The sequence below is a fragment of the Streptomyces sp. NPDC057682 genome (assembly GCF_042799575.1).
Lineage (GTDB): Bacteria > Actinomycetota > Actinomycetes > Streptomycetales > Streptomycetaceae > Streptomyces.
Genome location: NZ_JBHVIN010000018.1, coordinates 157,008 through 183,349 on the forward strand (window position 1 = coordinate 157,008; position 26,342 = coordinate 183,349).

Below are 26,342 nucleotides of genomic sequence, written 5' to 3' on the forward strand. Positions count from 1 at the left end.
CGGGGACATCCCCGCGCTGTCCGAACCATCTACCAGTGTCCCGTGTGAACCCCTGTGCGAGCTGCTAGACGAGAACGACATACCTACTGGTTCCCGTACATAGCGCCCAGGCACTCTCGACAGACAGATGTGAGAGGGGTCACCCTGTCATTCATCCACGCGGGGAGGCATGGATGGGCAGGAGCCGCAGAACAATTCCGGAGGAGCTTCTGCTGCTCGCTCTGGACCCGGCCACGGGTACCACAGCGCAGCCGCAGTCGCTCGACCTCGGCCTTGCCGGGGCGCAGCTAGTAGAGCTGGCTCTGGCAGGACGGATAGCCCCTGATGGGGATCGTATCGCCGTGGTGATGCCACGGCCGACAGGAGATCCGACTCTGGACTCCGCACTGGAACTGCTGCGCAGGCGCGGCAGCCCGGTCCGGGCCGTCCACTGGATCGGCGGACCCCGGCTGGGGCTCCGCCAGATTTACCTCGCTCATCTGGAGCGGTGCGGCATGGTGCATGCCGTGGCGGGCCAGATGTGCGGAGTGCTGCCGACGACTCGCTACCAGGCGACGGACACGGCGATCAGCCGGGACATCAGAGCCCGGCTGGACAGTGCGATCCGCACCGGTGTACCGCCGGACCCGCGGACCGCGGCGCTCGCCGCGCTGGCCCACGCGGTCGGACTCGGCAAGCACCTGTACCCCGGGAACGAGGGGCGCTCCTCGCGCTCCCGGCTCCGGGACCTGATCCGGCACGACCCGATGGGCGGTCTCGTGGCGCACGCCGTCATGGACGTCCAGAACGGGGCGGTGGCCCAGCCGCGCCGCAACCAGGCGGCCGGTGTTCCGTTGCAACAGCAAGTCCAGTCGCAGTCACGCCGCGACAGCATGGCCCACACCGCGGTCCACTGAGGCCGTAACGCACCGTCAGCACCACGCGTACACCGCCGCACCGTCGTCCCCAAAGACCCGGTTCGGGAGCCGCACCAAGCGCGGGGCAGCCAGTACCACCGGCTGCCCCGCGCCGCTGTGTGTGGCCGTTTCCCAGCGCGGCCGGGGCCGGGGGTGGCAATCTGCTCAGCAGTAGATACGCACAGCTACACAGCGGAGGTGCCGTTTCCGTGCCGTCCAACGTCAATCCCACCGTCCGGCGACGTCGGCTGGGTCAGGAACTGCGCAGACTGCGCGAGATCAAGGGCATGACAGCCGAGGAGGTCGCCGAGCGCCTGCTCGTCTCGCAGTCCAAGATCAGCCGCCTGGAGAACGGCCGCCGCTCGATCAGCCAGCGGGACGTCCGCGACCTCTGCGGGGTGTACGAGGTCTCGGACCACCGCGTCGTCGACTCGCTCATGCAGATGGCCAAGGACTCCCGCCAGCAGGGCTGGTGGCACGCCTTCGGTGACATCCCGTACAGCGTCTACATCGGTCTGGAGACCGACGCCGACTCGCTGCGGGTGTACGAACCGCAGGTCGTGCCGGGCCTGCTGCAGACCCGGAGTTACGCCGAGGCCGTGATCAAGGGCGCGCTGCCGGAGGCGCCGCAGTCCGACATCGACAAGCGCGTCAGCGTCCGGCTGCGCCGCCAGGACCGGATCAGCGCGCCCGAGACCCCGCTGCGGCTCTGGGCGGTCATCGACGAGTCCGCGCTGCGCCGCCGGGTCGGCGGCCGGCAGGTGATGATCGAGCAGCTGGAACACCTGGTGGAGCTGTCGCACCTGCCGCATGTGACGGTCCAGGTGCTGCCGTTCGCCATGGGAGCGCACCCGGGCATCAACGGGCAGTACGCCATTCTCGAATTCCCGGACGCCGCGGATTCCAGCGTCGTCTATATCGAGGGCGTCACCAGCGACCTGTACCTGGAAAAGGGCAACGACGTCCAGCGGTACAGCGTCATGTACGAGCACCTGCGCGCCCAGTCGCTGAATGTGGAACAGACACGGGATTTCATCGACGGCATCGCGAAGGAGTACACCCGCGAGGACGCGGAGTGATTTCCTGCCGGGCGGCCGGGTAAACCGATCGGCCCCCAACGTCCGGGTATGCGCGGATTGAAGTGATGTGACGAGTGAGGCGACGGCACGGTACACCGTCGCCACCTCGCAGCGGAAGAGTTGCCTGGTGCATACCATCCGGTCGAGTGAACGGCCCCTTCACTCGCGGAGCTTGGCGAGTAGCGTCGATCACGCCAACGGAATTCCGCTGGCGCTCACACCAACTCTTCGAACCGGAGTGAACATGGCTATTCGTCAGGGTGCTACGGACAACTGGACGAAGTCGTCCTATTCCGGGGGCAACGGCGCCTGCGTCGAAGTCAGGTCCCCCCTTGTGCAGGCCATCGCCGTGCGTGACTCGAAGGCGCCCGAGGGCCCCTCGCTCACCTTCGTTCCCGGCAGCTGGAACGCGTTCGTGCGCGACGTCGCCAAGGACGCCGTCGACGCCTGACCGATGCGTGTCCGAAGAAACGACGCCGCACTGATCTCAGTGCTGCCGGCAGCCCTCTCGTCCGGCCCGCCGTCCTGGCCGAGGGGGCTTCCCGCGTCGTCCGGGGCCCGGTCGCCCCGCAGGTGACCGAAGTCGGCACGACTGATCCACACACCGGCCGGAGTCAGCGCGGCTGACGCACACCGGCCGGGGTCAGCGCAGTTGATCCACGTACCGGTCCGTGCCCGGCACGGTCGGGACGAACGGCGCGACCAGCTCCACTCTTCCCAGCCCCCCTTCCGCCACCGCCGTGTCGAGCCCCGTGAAGTGCTCCGCCCAGCACGCCCTCGGGTCCTCCTGGAGGAACCAGAGCAGGGTCAGCCGGGTGTCGACGCCCTCGACCTGCTTCACATAGGTCATCCGGTCCCCCGGCAGCGGGGTCGGGCGGAAGACGGTGACCATCGCGGCGGGTGAGCCGTGCAGCCGCTTCGGCAGATGCCGGGAGCGCAGCCACTCCAGCAGCGCCGTCCGCTGCTCGGGCCCTTCCGCGTCGATCACCTCCAGGACCAGCCCCTGGTACGGGTGGTCGAGCGCGTGGTAGTCGCGGGGCCCGGCGGCCCCGTCGCGGTAGACGGTCGCCTCGTGGTCCTGGAACGAGGTGAAGACATGGGTGCGGTCCTGGTAGACCCGCCCGTCCCGGTTCAGCCGCTTGTTGATGGCGACGGTCCACTTCATGTGGTCGTCGTAACGGCCGTCCGTCACCCAGTACGTGGACAGATAGCAGCCGGCCCCGACCGGCTGTGCGATCGCGGACGTGGCCGGGTAGCGCAGCTCCTGGAGGTCGCGGGTGGCCACCCAGCGGCGCCCGGCCGACATCCAGGGCATCGCCATCGCGCCCGCGTAGTAGTGGTCGTCCTCGTACCAGCGGTTGTACGCGTACTCGTGGCCCGGATGCGGTTCCACCAGGGTGATCAGCGCGTGCCCGGGGTGCACCCCGTACGGCCCCAGTGCGGCCAGCTCGGCGTACGTGTCGCTGCGTGTTCCTTCGCCCATGCCGTTCGCTCCCCTTCCGTCCTCCGCCGGAGGGACCTACTCTGACGCCCCGTCAGAAGAACTGCCAGAGCCGGGAGGCACCGATGTTGCTCACGGGGAAGACCGTCGTCGTGTCGGGGGTCGGCGCCGGACTCGGCCATCAGATCGCGGCGGCGGTCGTCCGGGACGGCGGCAACGCGGTCCTGGGGGCGCGCACCGAGGCGCACCTGGCGAAGTCGGCGGCGGAGATCGACCCTTCGGGACGCCACACCGCGTACCGGGCGACCGACATCACGGACGCGGACCGCTGCGAGGCGCTGGCGGCCCTGGCGGTCGAGCGCTTCGGGCGGATCGACGCGGTGGTCCATGTGGCGGCCTGGGACTCCTACTTCGGGGGCGTCGAGGACGCGGACCTGGACACCTGGAAGGGGGTCGTGGATGTGAACCTCCTCGGCACCCTGCGGATGACCCGGGCCTGTCTGCCGGCGCTCAAGGAGCGGGGCGGTTCGGTCGTCGTGATCGGGACACAGTCGGCCGTGGCCGCGCCGACGCAGGTGCGTCAGGCGGCGTACGCGGCATCCAAGGGGGCGCTGACCTCGGCGGTGTACTCGATGGCCCAGGAGTTCGGCCCGCACCGGATCCGGGTGAACACGGTGCTGCCGGGGTGGATGTGGGGACCGCCGGTGGAGGCGTTCGTCCGGTTCACCGCGCACACGGAGGGTGTGCCCGAGGCCGAGGTGCTGGGGAGGCTGACGGAGCGCACGGCGCTTCCGGAGCTGGCCACGGACGGGGATGTGGCGGAGGCCGTCGTCTTCCTGGCCTCCGACCGGGCGCGGGCGATCACCGGGCAGTCCCTGCTGGTCAACGCCGGTGAGCTGATGCGCTGACCCCGGGGTTCGGACAACAGCGCCTCTCCTCCTTCTCGGCCGCACGGGACCCGCATCCCGTGCGGTCTTCTCTGTGTCATCGGCGTACTCGGGCGGCCTGACGAAGTGCCCGCTCATCGTGTGGCCGCCGTCACGTTCACGACAACGCCCCCGAAGGTCAAGAACGAGTAAAATCGTTCGCCTTACTGATCGTCGTTCACATCTCTGACCGAGAGGTCTCTTGACCGAGGCCCCGGACAGACGGTTCAATCCCCGATGTCCCCGCTCCCGCACGGGGGCCCCGCTGAGCGGTCGTACTGACGAAGTGCGTACCCGTTCACAAGGCGGACCCCAGGAGGGGACACATGAACAGTCTCGACTGGGTCGTGCTCATCGGCTACTTCGGCGTGATGATCGCGATCGGGCTCTGGTCCCACAAGCGAGTCGACAACGTCAGCGACTTCTTCACCGCGGGCGGCAGGATGCCGTGGTGGCTGTCCGGCATCTCGCACCACATGTCCGGCTACAGCGCGGTCATGTTCACCGGCTACGCCGGCATCGCGTACCAGTACGGCGTCACCTCGTTCGTGACGTGGTCGCTGCCGATCGCCATCGGCATCGGGATCGGCGCCCAGCTCTTCGCACCCCGGCTCAACCGGCTCCGCTCGCGGCTGGCCGTCGCCTCACCGCTCGAATACCTCAAGAACCGCTACAACGTGCCGACCCAGCAGGCCCTCGCCTGGTCCGGTCTGCTGCTGAAGATCGTGGACGTCGGCGCCAAGTGGGCGGCCATCGCCACCCTGCTCTCCGTCTTCACCGGCATCACGCTCACCCAGGGCATCTTCATCACCGGCCTCATCACCGCCGTCTACTGCACGGTCGGCGGGCTGTGGGCGGACGCGCTCACCGAACTGGGCCAGTTCGTCATCCAGCTGCTCGCCGGTCTGGCGATGCTCGTCACCGCGATGAGCGAGCTCGACGGCTTCAGCACCCTGTGGACGGTCTGGGACAAGCTGCCCGAGGGCCACGCCAACCCGACGGCCGGCCCGTACACCACGACCTTCCTGCTGGCGTACCTGTTCATCAAGACCTTCGAGTACAACGGCGGCATGTGGAACCAGGCCCAGCGCTACATGGCCACGGACAGCGCCGCCTCCGCGACCCGTTCCGCGCGGCTCTCCGCCGTGCTGTGGCTGGTCTGGCCGACGGTCCTGTTCTTCCCGATGTGGTGCGCCCCGCTGCTGGTCGACGCGCAGAAGCCGGACGCCTCCGACAGCTACGCCCTGATGACCGAACAGCTGCTGCCGCACGGGCTGCTGGGCCTGGTCGTCGTCGGCTTCTTCTCGCACACGATGGCGATGTGCTCCTCGGACGCCAACGCCATCTCCGCGGTCTTCACCCGCGACATCGCGCCGGTCTTCTCCAAGGCCGCCCGCACCTGGAGCGACCGCGCCGGGCTGCTGGCCGCGCGGCTGTCGACGCTCGGCTTCCTGGGCCTGTCCATGGCACTGGCGACCCAGATCAACTCGCCGACGTTCAAGGACATCATCTCGGTCGTCATCAAGTGGGTCGCCGGGCTCATGGGCCCGATCGCGATCCCGTTCATGCTGGGGCTGCTCCGCAGCTTCCGGAAGTCCGGCCCGACGGCGGCCCTCACCAGCTGGGCGGCCGGTCTGCTGGCCTTCTACTTCACCAACTACGAACTGGACGGTTCGGTGAAGACGGATGTGGCGCTCCAGTACCAGGTGGCGCTGCCGCTGGCGATCTCGCTGGTCCTCTACATCGTGGTCGGCCTGATCAAGCCGGAGGACACCCCGGAGCGCGACGCGATCATCGAGCGGATCAACGCGGACGGCGACGGACCCACCGGCGCGGCCGCCGTCCCGGCCCAGGGCGGCCCGGACGCGGCGGAGACGGCGCGCGCGGTGAAGGACTGAGCGTCGGGGGTACGCGTACGGGCCCGCCCCGTCGCGCGTACCCCGCTCAGCCGCGCGGGTAGCGGGCCAGCCAGCCCGGGGCGGCGGCGGACGGACCGTGCAGGGCGGCCCCCTGGGTCATCTCCATCGCGAAGTCGTCGGCGAGCTCCAGAAGGGTGGGGCGTCCCTCCAGTTCGGCCAGCCAGGCCGGCGGCAGGGCGGTCTCGCCGTGGAGGGCCCCGAGCAGCGCCCCGCACAGGGACGCCGTGGCGGAGGACGGTCCGCCGTGGTTCACCGCGAGGCGCAGCCCGTGCCGGACGTCCTCGCCGACGAGCGCGCAGTACACCGCGATGGCCAGGACCGTCTCGGCGGAGTCCTCGGTGCCCAGCGACTCGATGAGCGCGGGGCCGGGGATGCCCTGGCGCACCAGGCCCAGGGCCTGCTGGAGCGCCCCGGTGACGGGCTCGTGGCCGGGCCGCTCGGCGAGCAGCCCGAGCGCGTGCTGCACCGAACCGTCGAGGGTCTCGCCCCGGGCCAGCCCGTGCACGATGACGGCGAGGGCCCCGGAGGCGAGCAGCGCGGTGGGGTGCCCGTGGGTCTGGGCCGCGCACTCCACGGCCAGTTGCAGCACGAGCTGCGCCTCCCAGCCGACGAGCAGCCCGAAGGGCGCGGACCGGGTCAGCGCGGCGGAGTCGTGGGCGGCGGGGTGCTTGGGCTGGTCCAGGGTGCCCATGACGGTGTCGCCGAAGCCGTTCAGGCACTCCCGGGTGGGCGCGCGCCGGCTGTACAGCCACTCCTGCCCGGCCAGCCAGCCGTTCTCCGTGCGCCGCTCGTCGGGCCCCCAGTCGTGCTGGGTGGCCGCCCAGCGCAGATGGGCCTGGTGCACATCGGTCGGCGGATGCCAGGCCCCGGTGTCGCGGCGGACCTGGGCGCGGATCAGCCCGTCGACGGTGAACAGGGTGAGCTGGGTGACCGCGGTGACCGATCCCCGCCCCCCGTGCACGGGGACGAAGTCGCTCACGGCGTCCGGCCCGTGGGCCTCCCGTATCTCCTCCAGCGTCAGCCCGCCGACCGCCGCCCCGAGCGCGTCCCCGACCGCGCCGCCGAGCAGCGTCCCGCGTACCCGGCTGCGGAAGTCCTGCTGCTCCGCACGCCCCCAGACGGCCGCACCCGCTGAGCCCACCGTGCGCCTCCCCGTCGGCCGGTTCCGTGGACGTCCGCCGCGCGCACATCTACCGCGCGCCGGCTGCGCAGCACTGTAATCGAACAGGGACGCCCGGTCGGGGGGCGGAGCGGGTACGCGTAGGAATGTGGGCGGACGTCCCCGGGGTCGCGTTTGACGGGGTGCGGGGGAGGCCGTCCCGCGCGTACGCCCGTCTTTCCCCCTACCCCTCCCCGCCGAAGACGTCCTCGACGGACATGGCCGTCGGCGCCCGCAGGAGCCAGCGGTTGAGGGTGTCGATATCGGCGCAGCCGGTGATCCGCTCGCGGGCCGCGTCGGGGACGTCGACGCCGTTGTGGGCGAGGAAGAGCAGGATGCTCTGGGCGATGCCTTCCGAGCGGCCCTCGTCCCGGATCTCCTCGGAGAGGGCGGACTTGTAGAAGGAGAGGTCCACGGCCACCAGGTTCCTCCACTGTTGCGCGGCCGGGCGGGTGCCCAGGCCCTGTGCGGTGAGTTCGACGAGGGGATCGGCGATGACTTCGGGGGTGTCTCGCAGAGCGGTCGAGAGCGTCTTCAGTATGGCACCGATGTCCGGATCGGCCGCGTGGGTGATCGCGGCCAGCGTGGTCAGGACGAGGTCCTTGCGGGCCTCGGCGACGTCGGTGATCACCGGCATGTTGTGCGGGCCGGCGACCAGGGGGCGCAGGGTGAGGGCCGGCCACGGGCGGGGGCCGATGGGCACGGCCCGGGAGGCCCACTCGGCGGTTCTCCGGTCCTGGCAGACGACCAGGAGGAGCGGCGGGGTCCGGTACTTCGTGTACAGGTACGAGAGGTAGTACGCCCAGCTCGCGGGCTTGTCGTCGTCCCTCTTCCCCTGCGCCTCGACGGCCAGGAGGAAGGACTCACCGCCCTTCGCGTCGAACCGCAGCAGTGTGTCCACGCGCCGTTCCAAGGGGCGGTTCTCGGTGAGGTCGGTCGGTATGACCGAGACGGTCGTGGGGGCGGCGAGGGTGAGGCCCAGTAACTCGGAGACGCGGGAGAAGAGTCCCGGGTACTCCTGGAAGATGCGGTGCATCGCCTCGTGGGGCGAGCTGACCATGCGGATTCCTCCGGCGGATCGAGCCCCGGGGCGCGTCCTGCGCGCCCCGGGCCGGTTCATGCCGGGAGCATATGCCGGAGCCTGTCGCGCCACGGTCGTTCGCCGCCTCCTTCACCCGGGTGAGTGAAGGAGGCGGCGAACGGGAAGGGGCGCGGCCGCTACTGCGGGAGCACCGGGAGGAGTTCGGGGAGGTGGCCGTCGGAGGCCGTTGCCGCCGCGACGCGTTCCTCGGGGACCTCGCCGTAGAGGGTCGTCCGGGGCTTCGCCGGGCGGCCGGCGAGGTCGGCGATGGCGACGAGGTCCTGGACGGAGCGGTAGGAGCCGTAACCGGAGCCGGCCATACGGGAGATGGTCTCCTCCATGAGGGTGCCGCCCAGGTCGTTGGCGCCCGAGCGGAGCATCTCGGCGGCGCCCTCGGTGCCGAGCTTCACCCAGCTGGTCTGGATGTTGGTGATGTGGGGGTGGAGGAGAAGGCGGGCCATGGCGGTGACGGCGCGGTTGTCGCGGTCGGTGGGGCCGGGGCGGGCGATGCCCGCGAGGTAGACGGGGGCGTTGGTGTGGATGAAGGGGAGCGTCACGAACTCCGTGAAGCCACCGGTCTCCTGCTGGAGCGCCGCCAGGGTGCGCAGATGGCCGAGCCAGTGGCGGGGCTGGTCGACATGCCCGTACATCATCGTGGACGAGGAGCGCAGCCCCACCTCGTGGGCGGTCCTGACGACTTCCAGCCAGGTGGCCGTGGGGAGTTTGCCCTTGGTGAGGACCCAGCGGACCTCGTCGTCCAGGATCTCCGCGGCCGTTCCGGGGATCGAGCCGAGCCCGGCCTCCTTGGCGGCGAGCAGCCAGTCGCGGATCGACAGTCCGGTGCGGGTGGCCCCGTTGACGACCTCCATCGGGGAGAACGCGTGGACGTGGATGCCGGGGACGCGCTCCTTCACCGCCCGCGCGATGTCGAAGTACGCGGTGCCGGGCAGGTCCGGGTGGATGCCGCCCTGCATGCAGACCTCGACCGCGCCGACGTCCCACGCCTGCGCGGCCCGGTCCGCGACCTGGTCCAGGGAGAGGGTGTACGCGTCGGCGTCGGTGCGCCGCTGGGCGAAGGCGCAGAAGCGGCAGCCGGTGTAGCAGACGTTGGTGAAGTTGATGTTGCGCGTGACGATGTACGTGACGTCGTCGCCGACCACGTCACGGCGCAGCGTGTCCGCGATCCGGCACAGCTCGTCCAGCGCCGGCCCGTCCGCGTGGAGCAGGGTGAGCGCCTGGTCGTCCGTGAGCCGGGTCGGGTCGTCGGCGGCCCGGCTCAGCGCGGCCCTGACGTCGCCGTCGATCCTGGACGGCACCATTCCGGGCGCCGCGGCCTCGCGCAGCGCCTCCCAGTCCCCGTACACCTCGTCGAAGTCCTCGCGGCGGTCGCCGGTGCGGCCCTCGGTGTCGATGGTGCGGTGCAGATCGGTGCGGCCGGACGCGCCGAACTCCTCGTCCGGCTCCTGCCACGGCAGCCCGGCCGGGATCGCCCCCTCCTTCGCGAGCCCGGTCTCCGGGTCGGCGAGGGCGCGGACGTGCGGGAGGAGGCGGGGGTCGAGCCACGGCTCGCCCCGCTGGATGAACTCCGGGTAGATCGTGAGGCGTTCCCGCAGCGCGAAGCCGGACTCCGCGGTACGGGCCGCGAGTTCGTCGATGTGCGGCCAGGGGCGTTCGGGGTTCACATGGTCCGGGGTGAGCGGCGAGACCCCGCCCCAGTCGTCGATGCCGGCGCCGACGATCAGCGCGTACTCGGAGTCGACCAGGTTCGGCGGGGCCTGGATGCGGGCGGACGGGCCGAGGATGTGCCGGGCCACGGCGATGGCGGCGGCCAGTTCCTCCAGCTCCGCGTCCGGCATGGCCCGCATCGCGGTGTCCGGCTTGGCGCGGAAGTTCTGGACGATGACTTCCTGGATGCCGTGGTAGGCGCGGGCGGTGCGGCGCAGCTCGAAGAGGGAGTCGGCGCGCTCCTCGTACGTCTCGCCGATCCCGATGAGGATGCCGGTGGTGAACGGGACGTTGGACCGCCCCGCGTCCTCCAGCACCCGCAGCCGTACGGCGGGCTCCTTGTCCGGTGAGCCGTAGTGCGGCCCGCCCTGCTCGGACCAGAGCCGGGTCGCCGTGGTCTCCAGCATCATCCCCATGGACGGGGCGACGGGCTTCAGCCGCTGGAGGTCGGTCCAGGTCAGCACCCCGGGGTTGAGGTGCGGCAGCAGTCCGGTCTCCTCCAGCACCCGGATCGCCATGGCCCGTACGTACGCGAGGGTGTCGTCGTACCCCTCGGCCTCCAGCCACTCCCGCGCCTCCGGCCAGCGGTCCTCCGGCCGGTCCCCGAGCGTGAACAGCGCTTCCTTGCATCCCGTCGCCGCGCCCTGGCGCGCGATGTCCAGGACCTCGTCGGGCGACAGGAACATCCCGTGCCCCGCACGCCGCAGCTTGCCGGGGACGGTGACGAAGGTGCAGTAGTGGCACGTGTCGCGGCAGAGCCGGGTCAGGGGGATGAAGACCTTGCGGGAGTACGTGATGACGCCGGGCCGGCCCGCCGCTTCGAGGCCCGCGTCGCGGACCCGGGCGGCCGACGCGGTGAGATCCGTCAGGTCGTCGCCGCGCGCCTGGAGGAGGACGGCGGCCTCGGCCACATCGAGGGCGACACCGTCTCTGGCGCGCTTGAGGGCACGTCGCATGGAGTTGGTCGTGGGACGTCCGGGCTGGGGATCGGTCATGAACCGAGCATACGAGCGGGTGGCCGGCCGCTGACGGGCCGGATGTCCCCCCTGGTCACAGGGGCCCGGCCCCGGGCCTCGGAGGTGCGGCCCCGCGCGTCGCCGGGGCCCGTCGCGCGCCCTCCGCCGTACGGCTCGCGCGCCACCACGCCCCCTGGCGCCTCGGCCGTTCGGCGGCGGCGGCGCCGTAGGGTCGGTCCGGTGATGGAAACGATCGTCTTCGACATCGGTGAGACCCTCGTCCGCGACGACCGCTACTGGGCGTCCTGGGCCGACTGGCTCGGCGTCCCCCCGCACACGCTGAGCGCCCTCGTCGGGGCCTCGGTCGTCCGGGGCGGGGACGGCGCAGACGCGCTGGGGCTGCTGCGCCCCGGGATGGACGTCGCGGAGGCGGCACGGGCCAGGGCGGCGGCCGGTCGCGGTGAGTATCTGGACGAGTCCGACCTCTACCCCGACGTCCGCCCGGCCCTGGCCGAACTCCGTTCGCTGGGCGTGCGCGTGGTCGTCGCGGCCAACGGCACGGCCCGCGCGGGGGACCTGCTGCGCGCCCTCGACCTCCCCGCGGACCTCGTCGTCACGTCGGAGGAATGGGGCGTGACCAAACCGGACCCGGAGTTCTTCGCCCGCGTCCTGGAGGTGTCCGGCGCCGCCCCCTCCGCGACGCTGTACGTGGGCGACCACCCGGCGGACGACCTGTTCCCGGCCCGCTCCTGCGGCCTGCTCGCCGCCCATCTGCGCCGGGGCCCGTACGGCCACTGGTGGGCGGACCACCCCGACGTGCGGGAGAGCGCGGACTTCCGGATCACCGCGCTCACCGACCTGCCCGCCCTCGTGGGCGACCGCCCCGATCCTGAAGGGCCCCGGGCACTGCGGGCGGTCTGAGGGCCGGCCGCTCCCCCTCAGAGATACGGCCGCTGGTCCGACTTGGCCTTCGCGTACGCCTCCCGGGCCGCCACGGTCTCCGGCGCGTCCGAGACCTCGGCGACCGGCACGTCCCACCACGCCCCGGAGGACGGGGAGGGTGCCAGCGGGTCCGTCTCGATGTGGATCACCGTGCTCCGGTCGGAGGCCCTGGCATCGCGGAGGGCGCCCCGGAGTTCGCCGACCGTGGTCACCCGCAGCACGTCCGCGCCCAGGCTCGCCGCGTTGGCCGCCAGATCGACGGGCAGCCGTTCGCCGTCCAACGCCCCGGTCTCCGTGTCGCGGTAGCGGTACCAGGTGCCGAAGCGGGGTGCTCCCACGGTCTCGGAGAGCGCGCCGATCGAGGCGAAGCCGTGGTTCTGGACCAGGACGACGACGAGTTTGATCCCTTCGGAGACGGCCGTCAGCAGTTCCTGAGCCATCATCAGGTAGGAACCGTCGCCCACCAGGACGAAGACCTCGCGCTCCGGGGCGGCGAGCTTCACCCCGAGGCCGCCGGCGATCTCGTAGCCCATGCAGGAGTACCCGTACTCGACGTGGTACTGCTTCGGATCGGCCGGTCGCCAGAGCCGGTGCAGGTCGCCGGGGAGCGATCCGGCGGCGCAGATCACCACACCGTCCTCGCCCGCCGCCTCGTTGACCGCGCCGACCACCTCGGTCTGCGCGGGTTTCGGCGTGTGCCCCCGGTGGTGGGCGGCGTCCACGACGGCGTCCCAGTCGCGCACGAGGGCGGCCGTCCGGGCGCGGCGCTCCGGGGGGACCTCCCAGTCCGCGAGTGCGTCGGTCAGCGCCTCCAGCGCGGTCCGGGCGTCCGCGACCATCGCCAGTCCGGCGTGTTTGACGGCGTCCGGCCGGGCGACGTTGATGTTGAGGAAACGGACGCCGGGGTCGGCGAACTGGGTGTGCGAGGCGGTCGTGAAGTCGCTGTAGCGGGTGCCGATGCCGATCACCAGATCGGCCTCCCGGGCCAGCGCGTCGGCCGCCGTCGTACCGGTGTGGCCGACGGCGCCGACGGCGCAGGGGTGGCCGTACCGGAGGGCTCCCTTGCCGGCCTGGGTCTCCGAGACCGGGATTCCGGTGGCGCGGGCGAAGGCGTCCAGGGCCTCGGTGGCGCCCGCGTACACGACCCCGCCCCCGGCCACGACGAGGGGGCGGCGGGCGGCGCGGATCAGACGCACCGCGTCCGCGAGCACCCCGGGCTGCGGGACCGGCCGGTCGATCCGCCAGACCCGGTGGGCCAGGAACTCCTCCGGCCAGTCGTGGGCCTCGGCCTGCACGTCCTGGGGCAGCGCGAGGGTCACCGCGCCGGTGTCCACCGGATCGGTGAGCGTGCGCACGGCCGCCAGGGCGGCGCCGACGAGCTGTTCGGGGCGGACGACGCGGTCGAAGTACCGGGAGACGGGCCGGAAGGCGTCGTTGACGCTCACATCGCCCGCCCAGGGCACCTCCAGCTGCTGGAGCACCGGTTCGGCGACGCGCGTGGCGAAGGTGTCCCCGGGCAGGAGCAGGACGGGCAGCCGGTTGATGGTGGCGCCGGCCGCGGCGGTGATCATGTTGGTGGCCCCGGGCCCGACGGAGGCGGTGCAGGCGAACGTCGAGAGCCGGTCGGTCATCCGGGCGTAGGCGGCGGCGGTGTGCACCATGGCCTGTTCATTGCGTGCCTGGTAGTACGTCAGGTCGCGGTTCTCCCAGAGGGCCTGGCCCAGGCCCGCCACGTTGCCGTGGCCGAAGATGCCGAAGCAGCCGGCGAACAGGCGGCGTTCGACGCCATCCCGTTCGGTGTGCTGGGCGACGAGGAAACGGACCAGTGCCTGGGCGACGGTGAGGCGGATCATGCCGCTCCTTCCTCGGACGGGGTGGCCGGGGCGGCCCAGGTGTCGCGGACCCAGGCGTGCGCCGGGTCGTCGGTGATGCGCCAGGCGCGCTCGTCGTGCGGACCGGCCATCACGTTGAGGTAGTACATCGGGTAGCCGGGCAGCGCGGCGGAGGGGCCGTGCCAGCCGCGCGGGACCAGCACCACGTCTCCGGTGCGGACCTCGGCGGTCTCCCCGGCGGGGCCGGGCGGACTGCCGCCGAGCCGGTGCTGGCCGAAGCCGTCGCGCCCGATCTCGAAGTAGTAGATCTCCTCCAGCTCCGACTCGTCGGCCGTGTGCTCGTCGTGCTTGTGCGGGGGGTAGCTGGACCAGTTGCCGTCCGGGGTGAGGACCTCCACCACGATCAACCGGTCGCACACGAAGCCGTCCGCGCTCGCCAGGTTGTTGACCTGCCGGCGGCAGGAGCCCGTGCCGCGCGTCTCGACCGGCACATCCTCGGCGGGTCCGCGGCGGAACGGCAGGTCCCGGCGCGCGGTGCCGCTCGCCACCGCGAAACGGCCGCCCGCGGCGCTGCTGACGACGGCGTCGCTGCGCCGGGGCACGTACGCGAAGTCGCTGACCCCGGCGAAGACGTCGGGGCGCCCCGCCAGTTCGGCGCTTTCCGCTCCGCAGCGCACGGAGCAGGAACCGGTCAGCGGCACCACGACCGCCTCGCGTTCCCCGGTGGCGAAGGACTGCGAGCCGCCGGGCGCGAGTTCCAGCACCCTGAGGCCGGTGTGCCGCATGCCGGTGTCCACGGTCCACGGGCCGTGCGCGGTGCTCCCTGCGGGCTGATGGCCGTCCATGGCGTCTCCTCTCACAGCAGGCCGACGGCGGTGTCCACCGCCGCGGCCACGTCGTCGTCGGGCGGGTAGAGCAGCGAGCGGCCCGCGACCAGGCCGCGCACGGTGGGGAGCCGGAGCGCCTTCTCCCAGGCGGCGTACGTCTCCTCGGGGGTGCCCGGGGGGTCTCCGCCGAGCAGCAGCGCGGGGAGGGTCGACGCCTCCATGACCGCCTCCATGTGGTCGACCACGGGCACCTTGAGCCAGGTGTAGGCGGAGGTGCGGCCCAGCCCCTGGGCGATGGCCAGGGCCCGGATCATGGCCTCGGGCCGCAGGTCGTTGACCGCACGGCCGTCCGCTCCGCGTCTGACCCAGAACGGCTCGACGAGCGCCGTGAGCCTGTGGTCGGCCAGGGAGGAGACGGCGTCCGCGCAGCCGGCCAGGGTCGAGGCGGTGGCGGAGTCGGACGGGTCGATGCGCAGGAGCATCTTCCCCGCGTCGAAGCCCATTCCGGCGATGGCCTCCGCGTCGTACGCGGTGAACCGGTCGTCCATCTCGAAGACGGTGCCGGGCACACCACCGCGGTTCATCGACCCGATGACCACCTTGTTCTCCAGGGCGCCGAGCAGCAGCAGGTCCTCCAGGACGTCGGGGGTGCCGAGCACCCCGTCCACACCCGGGCGTTCCAGCGCGGTCAGCAGCCGGTCGAGGAGGTCGGCGCGGTTGGCCATGGCGTCGGGCCGGTCGCGCACGGCGAGGGCGCCCCGGGCCGGGTGGTCGGCCGCCACGAGCATCAGCCGGCCCGAGGGCCCGATCATCGGGCGGCGGCGGCGCTGCCGGGCGGCCTCCGGGATCGCCTCGGGCCGCAGGGCCCGGGTCTCCATCAGGGTCCGCAGGGTTCCGTCACGCATGCGGTGCCGCTTCGGGGGTCCGGGCGTGTTCCATCATGTCCTCCACCTGTGGAGTAGTCGGCATGTCGGGGGCGCAGAAGAGCCGTCCCGCGACGAAGGCGCCCGCGGCGTTGGCGAAGCGGACGGTCCGCTCCAGGGGCCAGCCCGCCAGGAGGCCGTGGCAGAGGGCTCCGCCGAAGGCGTCGCCCGCTCCGAGGCCGTTGACGACGCGGACCGGGTGCGGCGCGGCCACGATCCGCTCCCGCGCGGTCCGTGCGAGCACGCCCGCGGGTCCTCGTTTGACCACGGCCAGGTCGACCCCGGCGGCCAGCAGGGCTTCCGCCGCGGCCTCCGGGTCCCGTTCGCCGACGGCCGCCTCGCACTCGTCGAGGTTGCCGACGGCGACGGTGACGCCGGCGAGGGCGGACCTCAGCGCGGGCCCGGCGTCCTGCGGGGACGGCCAGAGCGCGGGCCGGTGGTCGAGGTCGAGCACGGTGATCCCGGACCGGTCGCGTGCCGCCAGGGCGGCGCGGTGGGCCGAGGCGCTGGGTTCGGCGGAGAGTCCGGTGCCGGTGATCCACAGCAGTCCGGCCGCGCGCACCTCGTCCGGGTCCAGGTCCTCGGGCCGGATGCGCAGGTCCGGGGTGCCGGGCGGCCGGTAGAACCAGATCGGGAAGTCGTCGGGGGGGAAGACCTCGCAGAAGGTGACGGGCGTGGGGGGACCGGCGACCGGGGCGACCCGGGCGGCGTCGACCCCGTACCGGACCAGTTCGGCCCGGAGGTAGTCACCGAAGGGGTCCTGCCCGGTGCGGCTGATCAGGGCGGTGCGGCGGCCGTGCCGGGCGGCGGCGACGGCCACGTTGGCCGCGCTGCCGCCCAGGTGTTTGCCGAAGGTCTCGACGTCGGCGAGGCCCACCCCCTGCTGGAGCGGGTAGAGGTCCACGCCGAGCCGGCCCATGACCAGCACCTCGGGTGCGCCGTCCCGTGTCGTCACGACGTCACCTCGCGCAGGTGCGCCAGCGAGGCGAGGACGTCGGCCAGCGGGCCTTCGCCGGGGGCCGGTTCGGCGTCGAGGACGGTGTCCTGTTCGAGGACGTACCAGCCGGTGTAGCCGGCGGCGTCCAGGGCGGCGGTGATCGCGGCGATGTCCACGTCGCCCCGGCCCAGTGGCCGGTAGAGGCCGGTGCGGACGGCTTCGGTGTAGGTGGTCCGTCCGGCGCGGACGCGTTCGGCGAGGGCGGCGTCGACGTCCTTGAGGTGGACGTGGGCGATGCGGTCGGCGGCGCGCCGGGCCAGGTCCACGGGGTCGCAGCCGCCGGCCAGCAGGTGGCCGGTGTCCAGGCAGAGCGGCACGGTGCTGCCGGTGAGGACGCGTTCGACCTCGTCGGGGCCCTCGACCAGGGTGCCGATGTGCGGGTGCAGGGTGGCGGTGACGCCCTCTTCCGCCGCGTGGGCGGCGATCCGGTCGAGGTTGGCCAGCAGCGCTTCCCATTGCCGTGCGGAGAGTTCGGGCCGGGCGTCGTAGCCGTCGGATCCGGTGGCGGCGGCCAGGACCAGGGTCCGGGCGGACCCGAATCCGGCCAGGGCGCGCCGGACCTCGGGCAGCGGGTCGACGCCGGGGTCGTGGAGGACGACGGGCACGAAGCCGCCGACGGCGGTGAGCCCGTGCTCGGCGAGCAGGGTGGTGCGGGCCTCGGGAGCCTGCGGCAGAAAGCCCTCGGGCCCGAACTCGGTGGCGGCGAGGCCGGCGGCGGCCATCTCCTCCAGCACCCGGCCCGGTCCCATCTGGTGTCCCCAGCCGGGGACTTCGCACACGCCCCAGGAGATGGGGGCTCCGGCCACGCGGATCATCGGCCCGCCTCCTCTACGCGTACGGGGCGCCCGGTGCGGCAGGAGAGATCGGCGGCCTCGGCGACCAGGAGGGCCGCCAGGGCGTCGTCGCCCGTGCAGGGGCTGGGGCGGTGGCCTGCGACCACCTCGGTGAAGGCGGTCAGCTCGGCGACGTAGGCGTCGCGGAAACGGCTGAGGAACCCGTCGTGGGCGACGGGTCCGAGCCGCGGCCCGCCCTCGGTGAAGCGGAGGGGTGCGCGGGGGTCGAGGCCCGTGGCCAGCGTCCCGCCGGAGCCGGCGACCTCCATCCGTACGTCGTAGCCGGCGCCGTTGTACCGGGTGGCGGTGCACGTCACGAGGGTGCCGTCGTCGAGCGTGAGGACGGTGGCGGCGGTGTCGACGTCACCGGCCTCGGTGAAGTACGCCTCGCCGCGGTTGGAGCCGGTGGCGCTGACCTCGACGATCTCGCGGCCGGTCACCCAGCGCACGCTGTCGAAGTCGTGCACGGCGCAGTCGCGGAAGATGCCGCCGGAGGCGGGCAGGTACCCGGCGGGCGGGGGCGCGGGGTCGGCGGTGCAGGCCCGGATGGTGTGGATCCAGCCGAGCTCGCCGGAGGCGACGGCGTCCCGCAGTGCGGTGTAGCCGGCGTCGAAGCGGCGCTGGAAGCCGACCTGGAGCGGGACACCGGCGCGGTCCAGCTCCCCCAGCAGGGTGCGGGTCTCCCCGAGGGTGCCGGCGATCGGCTTCTCGCAGAAGACCGGCAGCCCGGCGCCCGCCGCGGCCCGGACGAGATCCGCGTGGGCGGCGGTGGGGGCGGCGATCACGACGCCGTCCAGTCCGGAGTCGAGCAGCCGGTCGAGGCCGGGGGCGTGGTCGGCGCCGAGTTTGACGGCCAGTTCGTGGGCCTGGCGGGCCAGGGCGTCGTGGAGGACGACCCGCGTCACGGCGGGCAGTCCGATCAGGGTCTCGGCATGGAACGTGCCGATCCGGCCGGTTCCGATGAGTCCGATGCGCATGCGCAAATGCCTCCGGTTCGAGGAGGAGTGGATGCCTGTCCCTGATTTGTATCCTCGGCACTCACAATGGGTCAAGTATTTGTTCTGACATATATACGTACAGAGCTTGAGTCGAAGTCTGCGGCATACTGAAGCCCTGGCACTACGCATCAAGGAGTCCTCGTGGAATCGATCACCAGGCTGGTCAGCATCGACCGGAGCAGTCCGGTCCCGCTGTACTTCCAAGTAGCGCAGCAGCTCCAACAGCTCATCGAATCGGGCACGTTGGCGCCCGGCACGCGTCTGGAGAACGAGATCGCCCTGGCGGACAAGTTCGGCCTGTCCCGCCCGACGATGCGCCAGGCCATGCAGCACCTCGTCGACAAGGGACTCCTCGCGCGCAAGCGCGGCGTGGGCACCCAGGTCGTCAACAACCGGGTCCGCCGGCAGGTCGAACTGACCAGTCTCTTCGAGGACCTCAAGCGGGACGAGCGGCGCCCGCGCACCGAGGTGCTGTCCATGGAGACGGTGCCCGCCGCGGGCGCCGTCGCCACCGCCCTCGCCGTCGAGCCCGGCACACCCACCGTGGCGCTGAGCCGGCTGCGCTACGCCGACGACGAGCCCATAGCCGTACTGCGCAACCACCTGCCGGCCGATCTGCTGACGCTGACCGAGGAGGAGCTCACCGACTGCGGGCTCTACGAGCTCCTCAGACGGGCCGGGGTCTCCCTGCGCACCGCCCGCCAGACCATCGGAGCGCGCAAGGCCACCGCGTCCGAGGCCCGCCTGCTCGACGAGGGCCGGGGCGGCACGCTGCTCACCATGGAACGCACGGTCCTGGGCGACGCGGGGCGCCCGGTGGAGTTCGGGTCCCATCTCTACCGGGCGTCGCGCTACTCCTTCGAGATGACGCTGACCGCCCACTGAGGCGGGCCGCGGCAGGGTCCGCGCAAGGACGCCGCGCTGCGGGTGCTGACCGCCCGGTACGGCGTGGACACGTCCCGGGTCGCCGCCATCGGGGACAACCCGAACGACACCGCCATGATCCGTCTCGCCGGTCTCGGCGCGGCGGTCGGCGACGGCCATCCGCATGTGCGGGAGGCGGCGGACATCGTGGTCGCCCCCTGCTCCGAGGGCGCGGTGGCCGACCTGGTGGACCGCATCCTGGACGGTCCGCCGACGTGAGGGCCGGCCGCGCGTGGGGGCGCCGAGCACCCGCGGGTGCTCCGCCGCTCCCCTCACCGGTCCGTGTGGCCGACCGCCTCCACGCGCCGGGCCAGCGCCTCGTTCATCGCGCGGAACTGCGGAAGCGTGTCGGACCGGAGCTTCCCCTTGGCGAACGGCACGGCCACTCCGGTGAAGCTCTCGCTCTGTGTGAGGCGGACCCGGTGGTCGCCGATCTCCTCGATGACGAAGCTGTGTTCCCCGTCCGCGACCCAGCCGGGCCCCATCCTCCCGAGCCAGCGCAGCTCCCGCCCCGGTTCGACGGCCAGGACCTCCGGGGTGAAGACGGAATCGCCGGTCCGGTCGCGCAGCACGTTGCGCAGGGTGGCGCCCTCTTCGAGCCGGCCCCCGGACGAGGTGACCCGGGAGGAGACCACGAAGGGGTTCCAGCTCGGATAGGCGGGCAGGTCGGTGAGCACCTTCCAGACTTCGTCCGGGGAGGCCTCGATCTCGATGGAGGCGGTCAGCCGGACGGGGTCGTTCACGCTCCAGGTGGTGTACCCGGCGAGGAGGACGAGGAGCGCGGCGCCGCTCCCGAGGAGCAGCCGGCGCCTTCTGCGCGGCCGGGCGGGGCGGGGTGCGGGTTCGGGGCCGGAGTCCGCCGCGAGGTACGCGGGCGTCGGGTCAAGGTCTGCGGTCATGGTGCTTCCTCATCGTCGTGAAGGGAGGCGGAGCACGCACCCGGGCTCTCCGGACGCGGTGGTTCGGGCGGAGGTGGTGGATCAGACGGACGCGCCGCCCAGGACGCTCTCCACCAGCAGATCGACGTACGGGGGATCGAGGGGCTGCCCGGTGATGAGCAGCCGGTAGTACAGCGCGCCCGCCAACTGGTCGAAGACCACGTCGGGGCGGACATCGGGCCGCAACTCGCCCTTCTCCTTGGCCTCTTCGAGGAGCCGCAGAACGAGCGCGTTGCGCCGCGTGAACAGCTCGTGCACGGCCGCCCCGATGTCCGCGTGCCGGGCCGCCGCCGCGGCGACCTCGGCGACGAGCCCGGCGGACCGGTCCCCGGAACCCTCGGGCCGGCCCGCGAGCCGCATCCGGTGGAGCCCGTCCACGATCGCGTTGAGGTAGCGGGTCAGATCGGCGCGCACGTCCCCCCGGTAGACGACGGGAACCTCGTCCTGCAAGCGGGCGACGACCGCGACGACGAGGTGGTCCTTGGTCGGCCACCGCCGGTAGAGCGTGGTCTTGGCGACCCCCGCCCGCACCGCCACCTCATCGACCGAGAAGCGGTCGTACCCACGGTCGAGCAGCAGCGCCAAGGCGGCCTCACCGATCCGCGCGTCAGCCGCCTCGCTGCGCGGTCGCCCCCGCCGTGCACCGGGTTCCATGCGCCACTCCCTTTTCCGCTACGGTCGTTTCGTAAAGCAGGTTAGCGGCACGGCACATATTTACGCAACGGGCGTAGCGAATAGGCCTGTTCGGCCGCGCCGCACGGGGCAGCACCCGCCCGGCAGCGTTCTGGGTACGCGCACAGCCGTTCGTGAGTACGCCTACTCAGTCGGTGCCGCCCGCCCGGCGGCGAGAGTGAAGGCCGACCGAACGACTGGGAGTTGACCATGACCACCGCCACCACCCCCCACCCCGCCCCCGCCCTCCGGCGGCGGCGGGTTCGTGTCGCCGCCGCTGTGTTCACGGGGGCGGCGGCCCTGATGAGCGTGACCGGGTGCGCGGGTCTGGAGTACAGCGAGGCGGTGTGCGGCAACGGTGAGTACCCCGTGCTGTACGTGGGGAGCACGGGCTCGGCGTGTGTGCCGGACAAGGAGGAGCCCCCGGCGGGCTACGCCCGGTACCCGGAGGGGAAGGTGCCGAAGAAGGTCGACGACACGTGGGACGTGTACTGGAGGACCCACACGCTCGACAAGAACGGCAGGATCATCGACGCGGAGTGAGCGGCGCCCCGGCCCGCCGACGGGGTTCCGCGTCAGCCGAGGACGAACGGCAGCCGGGCGGCCAGCGGGCCCAGTGCGGCGCGTTCCTCCGGGGTGGGGGTGCGGCGGCCGGTGCCGAGGAGCAGGGCGTCCTCGTCGGAGAACGGGGCCGGGAAGGGCGTGCCGGCGACGGCTTCCAGGAGGCGGCGGGCCTCGGCCAGGCTCTCGGCGGGCGGGCCGGCGGGGGCGGAGAGATGGGCGACGAGGTCCAGGTGGTGGAGGGTCCATTCCAGGACGTACGCGGTGAGGTAGTCCGCGACCGTGAGGACCTGGCCCTGGGTGCCGACGCGCGCCGCGGGGTCGGCGAGGGCGGCGGCGCGGCCCGCCGCCGCGCCGACGTCGTCGAGGTGGAAGGTGAGCAGGGCCGGGTCCTCGTACGCCGCCGCCAGCCGCACGGTGAGCGCGTCGAGCGGGTCCTCGCCGGTGGGCGGGGTGGCGGACACCTCCCAGTACGTCACGGCGTCACGCGTGGGCTCCGTGTCGGCGGGCGTGGCGAGGGTGATCAGGACGTCCTGGGCATCGATGACCAGGTGGCACACGAGATCGCGTACGAGCCAGCCGGTGCAGCCGGAGGGCCGGCTGAAGTCCTCGGGCGGCAGACCGGCGACCGCCGCGCGCAGGGCGGCCCAGGAGCGGGTGAAGAGGTCCACCCCGGCAAGCTAACAGCTCAGGCCGGTGCGGGAGCGGCCGTTCCCGGCGTCAGCGCGAACACCAGCCAGGCCAGCGCGCACAGTCCGCCCGACAGGACCAGGGACCAGCCCGCCCCGGCGTGGGTGGCCGCGCCCATGAGCGCGACGCCGAGGGTGGCCCCGACCTGGCGGACCGCGTTCAGGAGGCCGCCGACGGAGCCCGCCGTGCCGGGCGGCGCGGCGCCGATGACCGCGGCGACGAGGGCCGGCAGGACGAAGGAGATGCCGAAGCCGGTGAGGAGCAGGCCCGCCGCGAGCCAGAGGTAGGGGCCCTCGGCGAGGACCCCGGTGGCGAGCACGGCCCCTCCGGCGGTGAGCAGGCCGAGGCCCGTGAGGATCGGGGTGCGCGGGCCGGTGCGGGCGACGATCCTCCCGGTCAGGGGCGGGTTCGCCGCGAACGGCACGGTGAGCGGGAGGAACGCGAGCCCGGTCTCCAGAGCCGTCAGGTGCCGTTCGCGGTGCAGGAGCAGCGGCAGGACGAACAGGGCGCCGGACAGCGCGAAGTTGGTGACTGCCCCCGCCAGGAGCCCGGCGCGTACGGGGGCCGAGCGCAGCAGGACGCGGTTCAGGACGGGGGCGTCGCTGCGCCGCTCCAGCACCGTGAAGACGGTGAGCGCGACAGCGAGGCCGCAGGCCGCCACCACCGCATGGGTCCGGGCGCCGGAGCCCGCGGCGATCAGGGTGTCCGTGACCAGGGCCAGGACCGCGACGGCCGCCGCCTGGGCCGGCCAGTCGATACGGGTGCCGCCGCGCGGGCCGCGTACCCGGTCACCGTGGACCAGGGCCAGGACGAGGAGCCCGAGCGGCACGTTCACCAGGAAGACGGCCCGCCATCCGGCCGCCCCCACCAGCGCCCCGCCCACGATCGGGCCCGCCGCCACGGCCGCGCCGCTGACCGCCGCCCAGACGGAGATGGCGCGGGCCCTGGCCGCGGGCTGCGGATAGAGGCGGGCGATCAGGGCCATCGAGGCGGGGACGCAGGCAGCTGCCGCGGCTCCCGATACGGCGCGCAGGGCGAGCAGCACCCCCAGGTCCGGGGCCACGGAACTGAGCAGGGAGGCCCCGGCGAACACAGCCGTCCCGGTCCGGAACAGCCGCTCGGCACCGTACCGGTCGGCCGCCGCCCCGGCGGAGAGCAGCAGCGCGGCGAACACCACGGTGTACCCGGTGGTGGCCCACTGGAGTCCGGCCGTCGAGGTCCGCAGGGACGCGGCCAGGTCGGGTTCGGCGACGGACAGCACGGTCGTGTCCAGCAGCACCATGAAATAGCCCAGCGAGATACCGGCCAGCACGGCGGCACGGCGGGCAGAGGTGGGGGCGGCGGCGGAAGGGGTGGGGGCGCCGGAGGAGCCGGGGGCGCTGGATGAAGCGGAAGTACCGGGGGTGCCGGAGGCGTCGGACCGGCCGTCGGCGTCCCGCGGCTCGACGGCCTCGGCGGGAACGGGACTTCTGTGCGTGGATCGTTCGGACATGCCGCCCACCCTCGGGCCGGGCGGGTGCGGCGCTCCACCGGTACGGCCGCACGCCGCGTTCGGAATTTCCGTACGCGGGGCGCGTGTTGGGGCGTACGTGGATCTACGTCAGCTCGCCACCTTCGAGGCCGTGCTCCGGCACCGCACCGTCACGGACGCCGCCGTCGCGCTGGGCCTGGCCCCGTCCTCCGTGTCGCAGCAGATCCGGACGCTGGAAGCGTCCCTCGGGGTGGCCCTGTTCGCGCGCGGGCCGCGCGGGATGGAGCCGACGGACGCCGGGGAGCGGCTGCGCGGCTGGGCCCGGACGCTGCTCGACACGGCCGAGCGGGCGGCGCGCGAGGTGCGCGGTGAGCCGGCCCGGCTGCGGCTCGGGGCCCTGGAGACGCTGGCGGGCTCGCATGTGCCGCTCGTCCTGGCACGGCTGGCCGCGCGCCGCCCGGATCTGGTGGTGGACGTGCGCTCCGACCGTACGCGGCAGGGGCTGTTCACCGATGTCGCGGACGGGCGGCTCGACGCGGCGCTGCTGCTGGACGCCGGGGACACGATCGGCGGGCTGGGCTTCCCCGCCCCGGCCGGCCCGCTCGCCTTCCTCGACCTCGACCCCGTCCCCCTGGCCCTCGTCGCCGCCCCGGACCACCCGCTCGCGGGCCGGCCCGCCCTCTCCCCCGCCGACCTCGACGACCGGCCGCTCCTGGTCAACGTCCCCGAGTGCTCCTTCTGGCTGGCCGGCCACCACGTCCTCGGCACCGGCCCCCGCCGCGTCCACGCCGGCGGGGTCCCCGTGATGCGCGCCTGGGCCGAACACGGCCTCGGCATGACCCTGTTGCCGCGCTTCGCGGTCGCCGACAGTCTCCGCGCCGGCACCCTCGTGCCCCTCGCGCTGCCCGTACCCGACCTCAGCCTGCGCCTGGTCTGGCACCGCGACCGCGAGACGGACCCGGAGCTGCGGGACGTCCTCTACGCGGCGGCGGGCTGAGAGAAGTCCGGCCCCGGCCACGGCGTCACTCCGCCCGGCCCGGTCCTACGTGAAGTAGTCCAGGATCAGCGGCAGGTCCTGGAGCCACTCCCGCAGCCGGGCCCGTCGGCGGGCCGCGACGACCCAGGTGTGGACGGCCCCCGCACGGAGGTGGACGGTGACGCAGAGGTGCTTGGGGCCCGTGGTGGTGTAGTCGATCCGGCCGATCTGGGGCCAGGTGAACTGGAGGTCGACGCCGTTGGCCGCCAGGAACTCGACGCCCAGCGCGTCGATCACCAGGGAGCTGTCCGTACCCACCGCAACCAGCCCGATGTCGCCGTCCGGGGTCGCCGGAGCGGTCCCCGCGCCGTACGGGACACGGTCCGCGGGAAACACCCCGGGGTCCGCACCGGCCGCCACGGTCGGCGCCTGATACCAGGGGACGGCCGGGGCGGAGGGATATCCGGCCGGCGTCGGACCCGCCTGGGCCGGCGTCGGGCCCGCCTGGGCCGGTGGGTGGGCCGAGGGCGGGGTGGCGTCGGCCGGTGGGTGCGCGGGCTGGGGCGGCAGGGCCACGGTCGGGGCGGGGGCGGCCGGTGGTACGTGGGGCTGCGCGCCCGGGACGAACCGGTCCAACAGGTCGTCCGGCGTGGGGCGTCGGGCGGGCTCCTTCTCCAGGCAGGCGGCCACGACGTCCCGCACCCCCTCCGGCACCGCGCCGAGGTCCGGCGCCTCGTGCACCGAGCGGTACATGAGCCCCATGGGTGTGCCCGCCCCGAACGCGCTGCCGCCCGCCGCCGCGACGAGCACCGCGCCGAGGGCGAACACATCGGCGGCACCGCCGACTTCGAGCCCCTGGGCCTGTTCGGGGGCGAGGAAGCCGGGCGTCCCGAAGGCCACTCCGGTGGCCGTGAGCCGGGTCGACTCCAGGGCGCGGGCGATCCCGAAGTCCAGGACGCGCGGCCCGTCGGAGGCCATGATGATGTTGCCGGGCTTGAGGTCGCGGTGGACCAGCCCGCAGGCGTGGATGGCCGCCAGGGCCTCGGCGAGCGCGGCACCGAGCTGCCGCAGCCGGGCCTCGTCCATCGGCCCCTCGGCATCGACGAGGGCGGCGAGCGTGGGGCCGGGGATGTACGCGGTCGCCAGCCAGGGGGCGGTGGCGTCCGGGTCCGCGTCGACGACCGGTGCCGTATGGAACCCGCCGACGCTCCGCGCCGCCTCGACCTCGGCCCGGAACCGCTCGCGGAAGTGCGGATCGGCGGCCAGCTCCGGCCGCGCCACCTTCACGGCCACGGCGCGTCCGCCCCGCGACCGGGCGAGATAGACGACGCCCATCCCTCCCGCGCCCAGTTCCCGCTCGACGGCGTACCCGCCGACCCGTTCGGGCAGTCCCGCGCCACCCGCTCCGTACGCCATGCGCCGGGCACCTCCCCCGTGATCCGGCGCCCAGTATGACGCAGCGGTCGCAGGCCGGTGCGTACCGCATCCCGCCATGCCCGTACGGGAGTTGGCAGGGATCACGACCCGGCCAAAGTCTTCCGTACGCCCCCCGCGCGGCGCCCTTCCGAGGCACAGT

At 73.0% G+C, this 26,342-nt stretch carries 24 protein-coding genes and 1 pseudogene; 10 read left to right on the forward strand and 15 right to left on the reverse strand.

The genetic code is table 11. The annotated features are described in order from the left end of the window. Positions 1-173: 173 nt before the first annotated feature. The 3 genes from ACFVDM_RS29810 (at position 174) to ACFVDM_RS29820 (ending at position 2,426) form a co-directional block, all read left to right on the forward strand. Entirely contained in the window at positions 174-896 is a 723-nt protein-coding gene (locus tag ACFVDM_RS29810) for a GPP34 family phosphoprotein (protein WP_383647302.1), read from the forward strand. A gap of 209 nt (positions 897-1,105) precedes the next feature. Beyond that, positions 1,106-1,975 (forward strand): helix-turn-helix domain-containing protein, encoded by an 870-nt coding sequence (locus ACFVDM_RS29815; protein ID WP_383647305.1) that lies wholly within the window; start codon positions 1,106-1,108, stop codon positions 1,973-1,975. Between the two features lie 244 nt (positions 1,976-2,219). Then, on the forward strand, positions 2,220-2,426 hold the full coding sequence (locus ACFVDM_RS29820) for a DUF397 domain-containing protein (RefSeq protein ID WP_383647308.1): 207 nt from the start codon (positions 2,220-2,222) through the stop codon (positions 2,424-2,426). Positions 2,427-2,618: 192 nt separating this feature from the next. On the opposite strand, the gene ACFVDM_RS29825 is transcribed toward ACFVDM_RS29820, so the two are convergent. Then, complete coding sequence (locus tag ACFVDM_RS29825) at positions 2,619-3,458, reverse strand: hypothetical protein (RefSeq protein ID WP_383647311.1); 840 nt, start codon at positions 3,456-3,458, stop codon at positions 2,619-2,621. An 83-nt stretch (positions 3,459-3,541) separates the two neighbouring features. Here ACFVDM_RS29825 and ACFVDM_RS29830 point away from each other — a divergent pair, with 83 nt between their 5' ends. Together ACFVDM_RS29830 and ACFVDM_RS29835 are read left to right on the forward strand one after the other, a co-directional pair. Next, a complete protein-coding gene (locus tag ACFVDM_RS29830; RefSeq protein WP_383647314.1) occupies positions 3,542-4,324 on the forward strand; it encodes an SDR family oxidoreductase in 783 nt (260 codons plus the stop codon). Between the two features lie 344 nt (positions 4,325-4,668). After that, positions 4,669-6,240, forward strand: a complete 1,572-nt coding sequence (locus ACFVDM_RS29835) for a sodium:solute symporter family protein (RefSeq protein WP_383647318.1) — start codon at positions 4,669-4,671, stop codon at positions 6,238-6,240. A gap of 46 nt (positions 6,241-6,286) precedes the next feature. Here ACFVDM_RS29835 and ACFVDM_RS29840 read toward each other — a convergent pair whose 3' ends face one another. The 3 genes from ACFVDM_RS29840 to ACFVDM_RS29850 all read right to left on the reverse strand — a co-directional run bounded on the left by ACFVDM_RS29840 (position 6,287) and on the right by ACFVDM_RS29850 (position 11,221). After that, positions 6,287-7,402, reverse strand: coding sequence for an ADP-ribosylglycohydrolase family protein (locus ACFVDM_RS29840; RefSeq protein WP_383647321.1), 1,116 nt, complete (start codon positions 7,400-7,402; stop codon positions 6,287-6,289). A gap of 202 nt (positions 7,403-7,604) precedes the next feature. Then, a complete protein-coding gene (locus ACFVDM_RS29845) occupies positions 7,605-8,480 on the reverse strand; it encodes a hypothetical protein (RefSeq protein ID WP_383647326.1) in 876 nt (291 codons plus the stop codon). A 158-nt stretch (positions 8,481-8,638) separates the two neighbouring features. Further along, entirely contained in the window at positions 8,639-11,221 is a 2,583-nt protein-coding gene (locus tag ACFVDM_RS29850) for a bifunctional FO biosynthesis protein CofGH (protein WP_383647330.1), read from the reverse strand. A gap of 204 nt (positions 11,222-11,425) precedes the next feature. Between ACFVDM_RS29850 and ACFVDM_RS29855 the strand changes: the two genes are divergently transcribed. After that, positions 11,426-12,103 carry an HAD family hydrolase gene (locus ACFVDM_RS29855; RefSeq protein WP_383647581.1) on the forward strand — a complete coding sequence of 226 codons (678 nt, stop codon included), beginning with the start codon at positions 11,426-11,428 and terminating at the stop codon, positions 12,101-12,103. Positions 12,104-12,120: 17 nt separating this feature from the next. On the opposite strand, the gene iolD is transcribed toward ACFVDM_RS29855, so the two are convergent. The 6 genes from iolD to ACFVDM_RS29885 are packed head-to-tail and all read right to left on the reverse strand — an operon-like array spanning position 12,121 to position 18,513. Beyond that, positions 12,121-13,977, reverse strand: a complete 1,857-nt coding sequence (gene iolD / locus ACFVDM_RS29860; protein WP_383647335.1) for a 3D-(3,5/4)-trihydroxycyclohexane-1,2-dione acylhydrolase (decyclizing) — start codon at positions 13,975-13,977, stop codon at positions 12,121-12,123. Continuing rightward, entirely contained in the window at positions 13,974-14,801 is an 828-nt protein-coding gene (gene iolB / locus ACFVDM_RS29865; protein ID WP_383647340.1) for a 5-deoxy-glucuronate isomerase, read from the reverse strand. The genes iolD and iolB overlap by 4 nt, the downstream gene beginning before the upstream one ends. Before the next feature lie 11 nt (positions 14,802-14,812). Further along, complete coding sequence (locus tag ACFVDM_RS29870; protein ID WP_383647346.1) at positions 14,813-15,688, reverse strand: deoxyribose-phosphate aldolase; 876 nt, start codon at positions 15,686-15,688, stop codon at positions 14,813-14,815. Then, positions 15,681-16,625 (reverse strand): 5-dehydro-2-deoxygluconokinase, encoded by a 945-nt coding sequence (iolC, locus tag ACFVDM_RS29875; RefSeq protein WP_383647584.1) that lies wholly within the window; start codon positions 16,623-16,625, stop codon positions 15,681-15,683. Before iolC ends, ACFVDM_RS29870 begins: the two co-directional genes overlap by 8 nt. A gap of 32 nt (positions 16,626-16,657) precedes the next feature. Then, positions 16,658-17,515: a TIM barrel protein gene (locus ACFVDM_RS29880; protein WP_383647587.1), complete on the reverse strand. Its 858-nt coding sequence runs from the start codon at positions 17,513-17,515 to the stop codon at positions 16,658-16,660. Then, a complete protein-coding gene (locus tag ACFVDM_RS29885) occupies positions 17,515-18,513 on the reverse strand; it encodes a Gfo/Idh/MocA family oxidoreductase (protein WP_383647350.1) in 999 nt (332 codons plus the stop codon). Before ACFVDM_RS29885 ends, ACFVDM_RS29880 begins: the two co-directional genes overlap by 1 nt. 162 nt (positions 18,514-18,675) lie before the next feature. Between ACFVDM_RS29885 and ACFVDM_RS29890 the strand changes: the two genes are divergently transcribed. Both ACFVDM_RS29890 and ACFVDM_RS29895 read left to right on the forward strand, forming a co-directional pair. Further along, complete coding sequence (locus tag ACFVDM_RS29890) at positions 18,676-19,419, forward strand: GntR family transcriptional regulator (protein ID WP_383647355.1); 744 nt, start codon at positions 18,676-18,678, stop codon at positions 19,417-19,419. A 30-nt stretch (positions 19,420-19,449) separates the two neighbouring features. Further along, positions 19,450-19,677: pseudogene (locus ACFVDM_RS29895) on the forward strand (HAD family hydrolase); the annotation flags it as partial. Positions 19,678-19,730: 53 nt separating this feature from the next. Here the strand turns inward: ACFVDM_RS29895 and ACFVDM_RS29900 are convergent. Together ACFVDM_RS29900 and ACFVDM_RS29905 are read right to left on the reverse strand one after the other, a co-directional pair. Then, positions 19,731-20,357, reverse strand: coding sequence for an SRPBCC family protein (locus ACFVDM_RS29900; RefSeq protein WP_383647359.1), 627 nt, complete (start codon positions 20,355-20,357; stop codon positions 19,731-19,733). A gap of 81 nt (positions 20,358-20,438) precedes the next feature. Next, positions 20,439-21,050: a TetR/AcrR family transcriptional regulator gene (locus ACFVDM_RS29905; protein ID WP_383647363.1), complete on the reverse strand. Its 612-nt coding sequence runs from the start codon at positions 21,048-21,050 to the stop codon at positions 20,439-20,441. A gap of 228 nt (positions 21,051-21,278) precedes the next feature. Here ACFVDM_RS29905 and ACFVDM_RS29910 point away from each other — a divergent pair, with 228 nt between their 5' ends. Further along, entirely contained in the window at positions 21,279-21,611 is a 333-nt protein-coding gene (locus ACFVDM_RS29910) for an SCO0607 family lipoprotein (RefSeq protein ID WP_383647368.1), read from the forward strand. Between the two features lie 32 nt (positions 21,612-21,643). Here the strand turns inward: ACFVDM_RS29910 and ACFVDM_RS29915 are convergent, their stop codons facing one another. Continuing rightward, entirely contained in the window at positions 21,644-22,300 is a 657-nt protein-coding gene (locus tag ACFVDM_RS29915) for a maleylpyruvate isomerase N-terminal domain-containing protein (protein WP_383647372.1), read from the reverse strand. Positions 22,301-22,317: 17 nt separating this feature from the next. Continuing rightward, positions 22,318-23,811, reverse strand: coding sequence for an MFS transporter (locus ACFVDM_RS29920; protein ID WP_383647376.1), 1,494 nt, complete (start codon positions 23,809-23,811; stop codon positions 22,318-22,320). A gap of 97 nt (positions 23,812-23,908) precedes the next feature. Here ACFVDM_RS29920 and ACFVDM_RS29925 point away from each other — a divergent pair, with 97 nt between their 5' ends. Further along, positions 23,909-24,787 carry a LysR family transcriptional regulator gene (locus ACFVDM_RS29925; RefSeq protein WP_383647381.1) on the forward strand — a complete coding sequence of 293 codons (879 nt, stop codon included), beginning with the start codon at positions 23,909-23,911 and terminating at the stop codon, positions 24,785-24,787. Positions 24,788-24,832: 45 nt separating this feature from the next. Here the strand turns inward: ACFVDM_RS29925 and ACFVDM_RS29930 are convergent, their stop codons facing one another. Further along, positions 24,833-26,182, reverse strand: a complete 1,350-nt coding sequence (locus ACFVDM_RS29930) for a protein kinase (RefSeq protein ID WP_383647384.1) — start codon at positions 26,180-26,182, stop codon at positions 24,833-24,835. Between the last annotated feature and the right edge of the window lie 160 nt (positions 26,183-26,342).

Bases quoted from the DNA above. Each gene is read 5' to 3' on its own strand.
- ACFVDM_RS29810 (WP_383647302.1), top strand. From the start codon at position 174: ATGGGCAGGAGCCGCAGAACAATTCCGGAGGAGCTTCTGCTGCTCGCT.
- ACFVDM_RS29820 (WP_383647308.1), top strand. From the start codon at position 2,220: ATGGCTATTCGTCAGGGTGCTACGGACAACTGGACGAAGTCGTCCTAT.
- ACFVDM_RS29825 (WP_383647311.1), bottom strand. From the start codon at position 3,458: ATGGGCGAAGGAACACGCAGCGACACGTACGCCGAGCTGGCCGCACTG.
- ACFVDM_RS29830 (WP_383647314.1), top strand. From the start codon at position 3,542: ATGTTGCTCACGGGGAAGACCGTCGTCGTGTCGGGGGTCGGCGCCGGA.
- ACFVDM_RS29835 (WP_383647318.1), top strand. From the start codon at position 4,669: ATGAACAGTCTCGACTGGGTCGTGCTCATCGGCTACTTCGGCGTGATG.
- ACFVDM_RS29845 (WP_383647326.1), bottom strand. From the start codon at position 8,480: ATGGTCAGCTCGCCCCACGAGGCGATGCACCGCATCTTCCAGGAGTAC.
- ACFVDM_RS29850 (WP_383647330.1), bottom strand. From the start codon at position 11,221: ATGACCGATCCCCAGCCCGGACGTCCCACGACCAACTCCATGCGACGT.
- ACFVDM_RS29855 (WP_383647581.1), top strand. From the start codon at position 11,426: ATGGAAACGATCGTCTTCGACATCGGTGAGACCCTCGTCCGCGACGAC.
- iolD (WP_383647335.1), bottom strand. From the start codon at position 13,977: ATGATCCGCCTCACCGTCGCCCAGGCACTGGTCCGTTTCCTCGTCGCC.
- iolB (WP_383647340.1), bottom strand. From the start codon at position 14,801: ATGGACGGCCATCAGCCCGCAGGGAGCACCGCGCACGGCCCGTGGACC.
- ACFVDM_RS29870 (WP_383647346.1), bottom strand. From the start codon at position 15,688: ATGCGTGACGGAACCCTGCGGACCCTGATGGAGACCCGGGCCCTGCGG.
- iolC (WP_383647584.1), bottom strand. From the start codon at position 16,625: ATGGGCCGGCTCGGCGTGGACCTCTACCCGCTCCAGCAGGGGGTGGGC.
- ACFVDM_RS29885 (WP_383647350.1), bottom strand. From the start codon at position 18,513: ATGCGCATCGGACTCATCGGAACCGGCCGGATCGGCACGTTCCATGCC.
- ACFVDM_RS29900 (WP_383647359.1), bottom strand. From the start codon at position 20,357: ATGACCGCAGACCTTGACCCGACGCCCGCGTACCTCGCGGCGGACTCC.
- ACFVDM_RS29905 (WP_383647363.1), bottom strand. From the start codon at position 21,050: ATGGAACCCGGTGCACGGCGGGGGCGACCGCGCAGCGAGGCGGCTGAC.
- ACFVDM_RS29910 (WP_383647368.1), top strand. From the start codon at position 21,279: ATGACCACCGCCACCACCCCCCACCCCGCCCCCGCCCTCCGGCGGCGG.
- ACFVDM_RS29920 (WP_383647376.1), bottom strand. From the start codon at position 23,811: ATGTCCGAACGATCCACGCACAGAAGTCCCGTTCCCGCCGAGGCCGTC.
- ACFVDM_RS29930 (WP_383647384.1), bottom strand. From the start codon at position 26,182: ATGGCGTACGGAGCGGGTGGCGCGGGACTGCCCGAACGGGTCGGCGGG.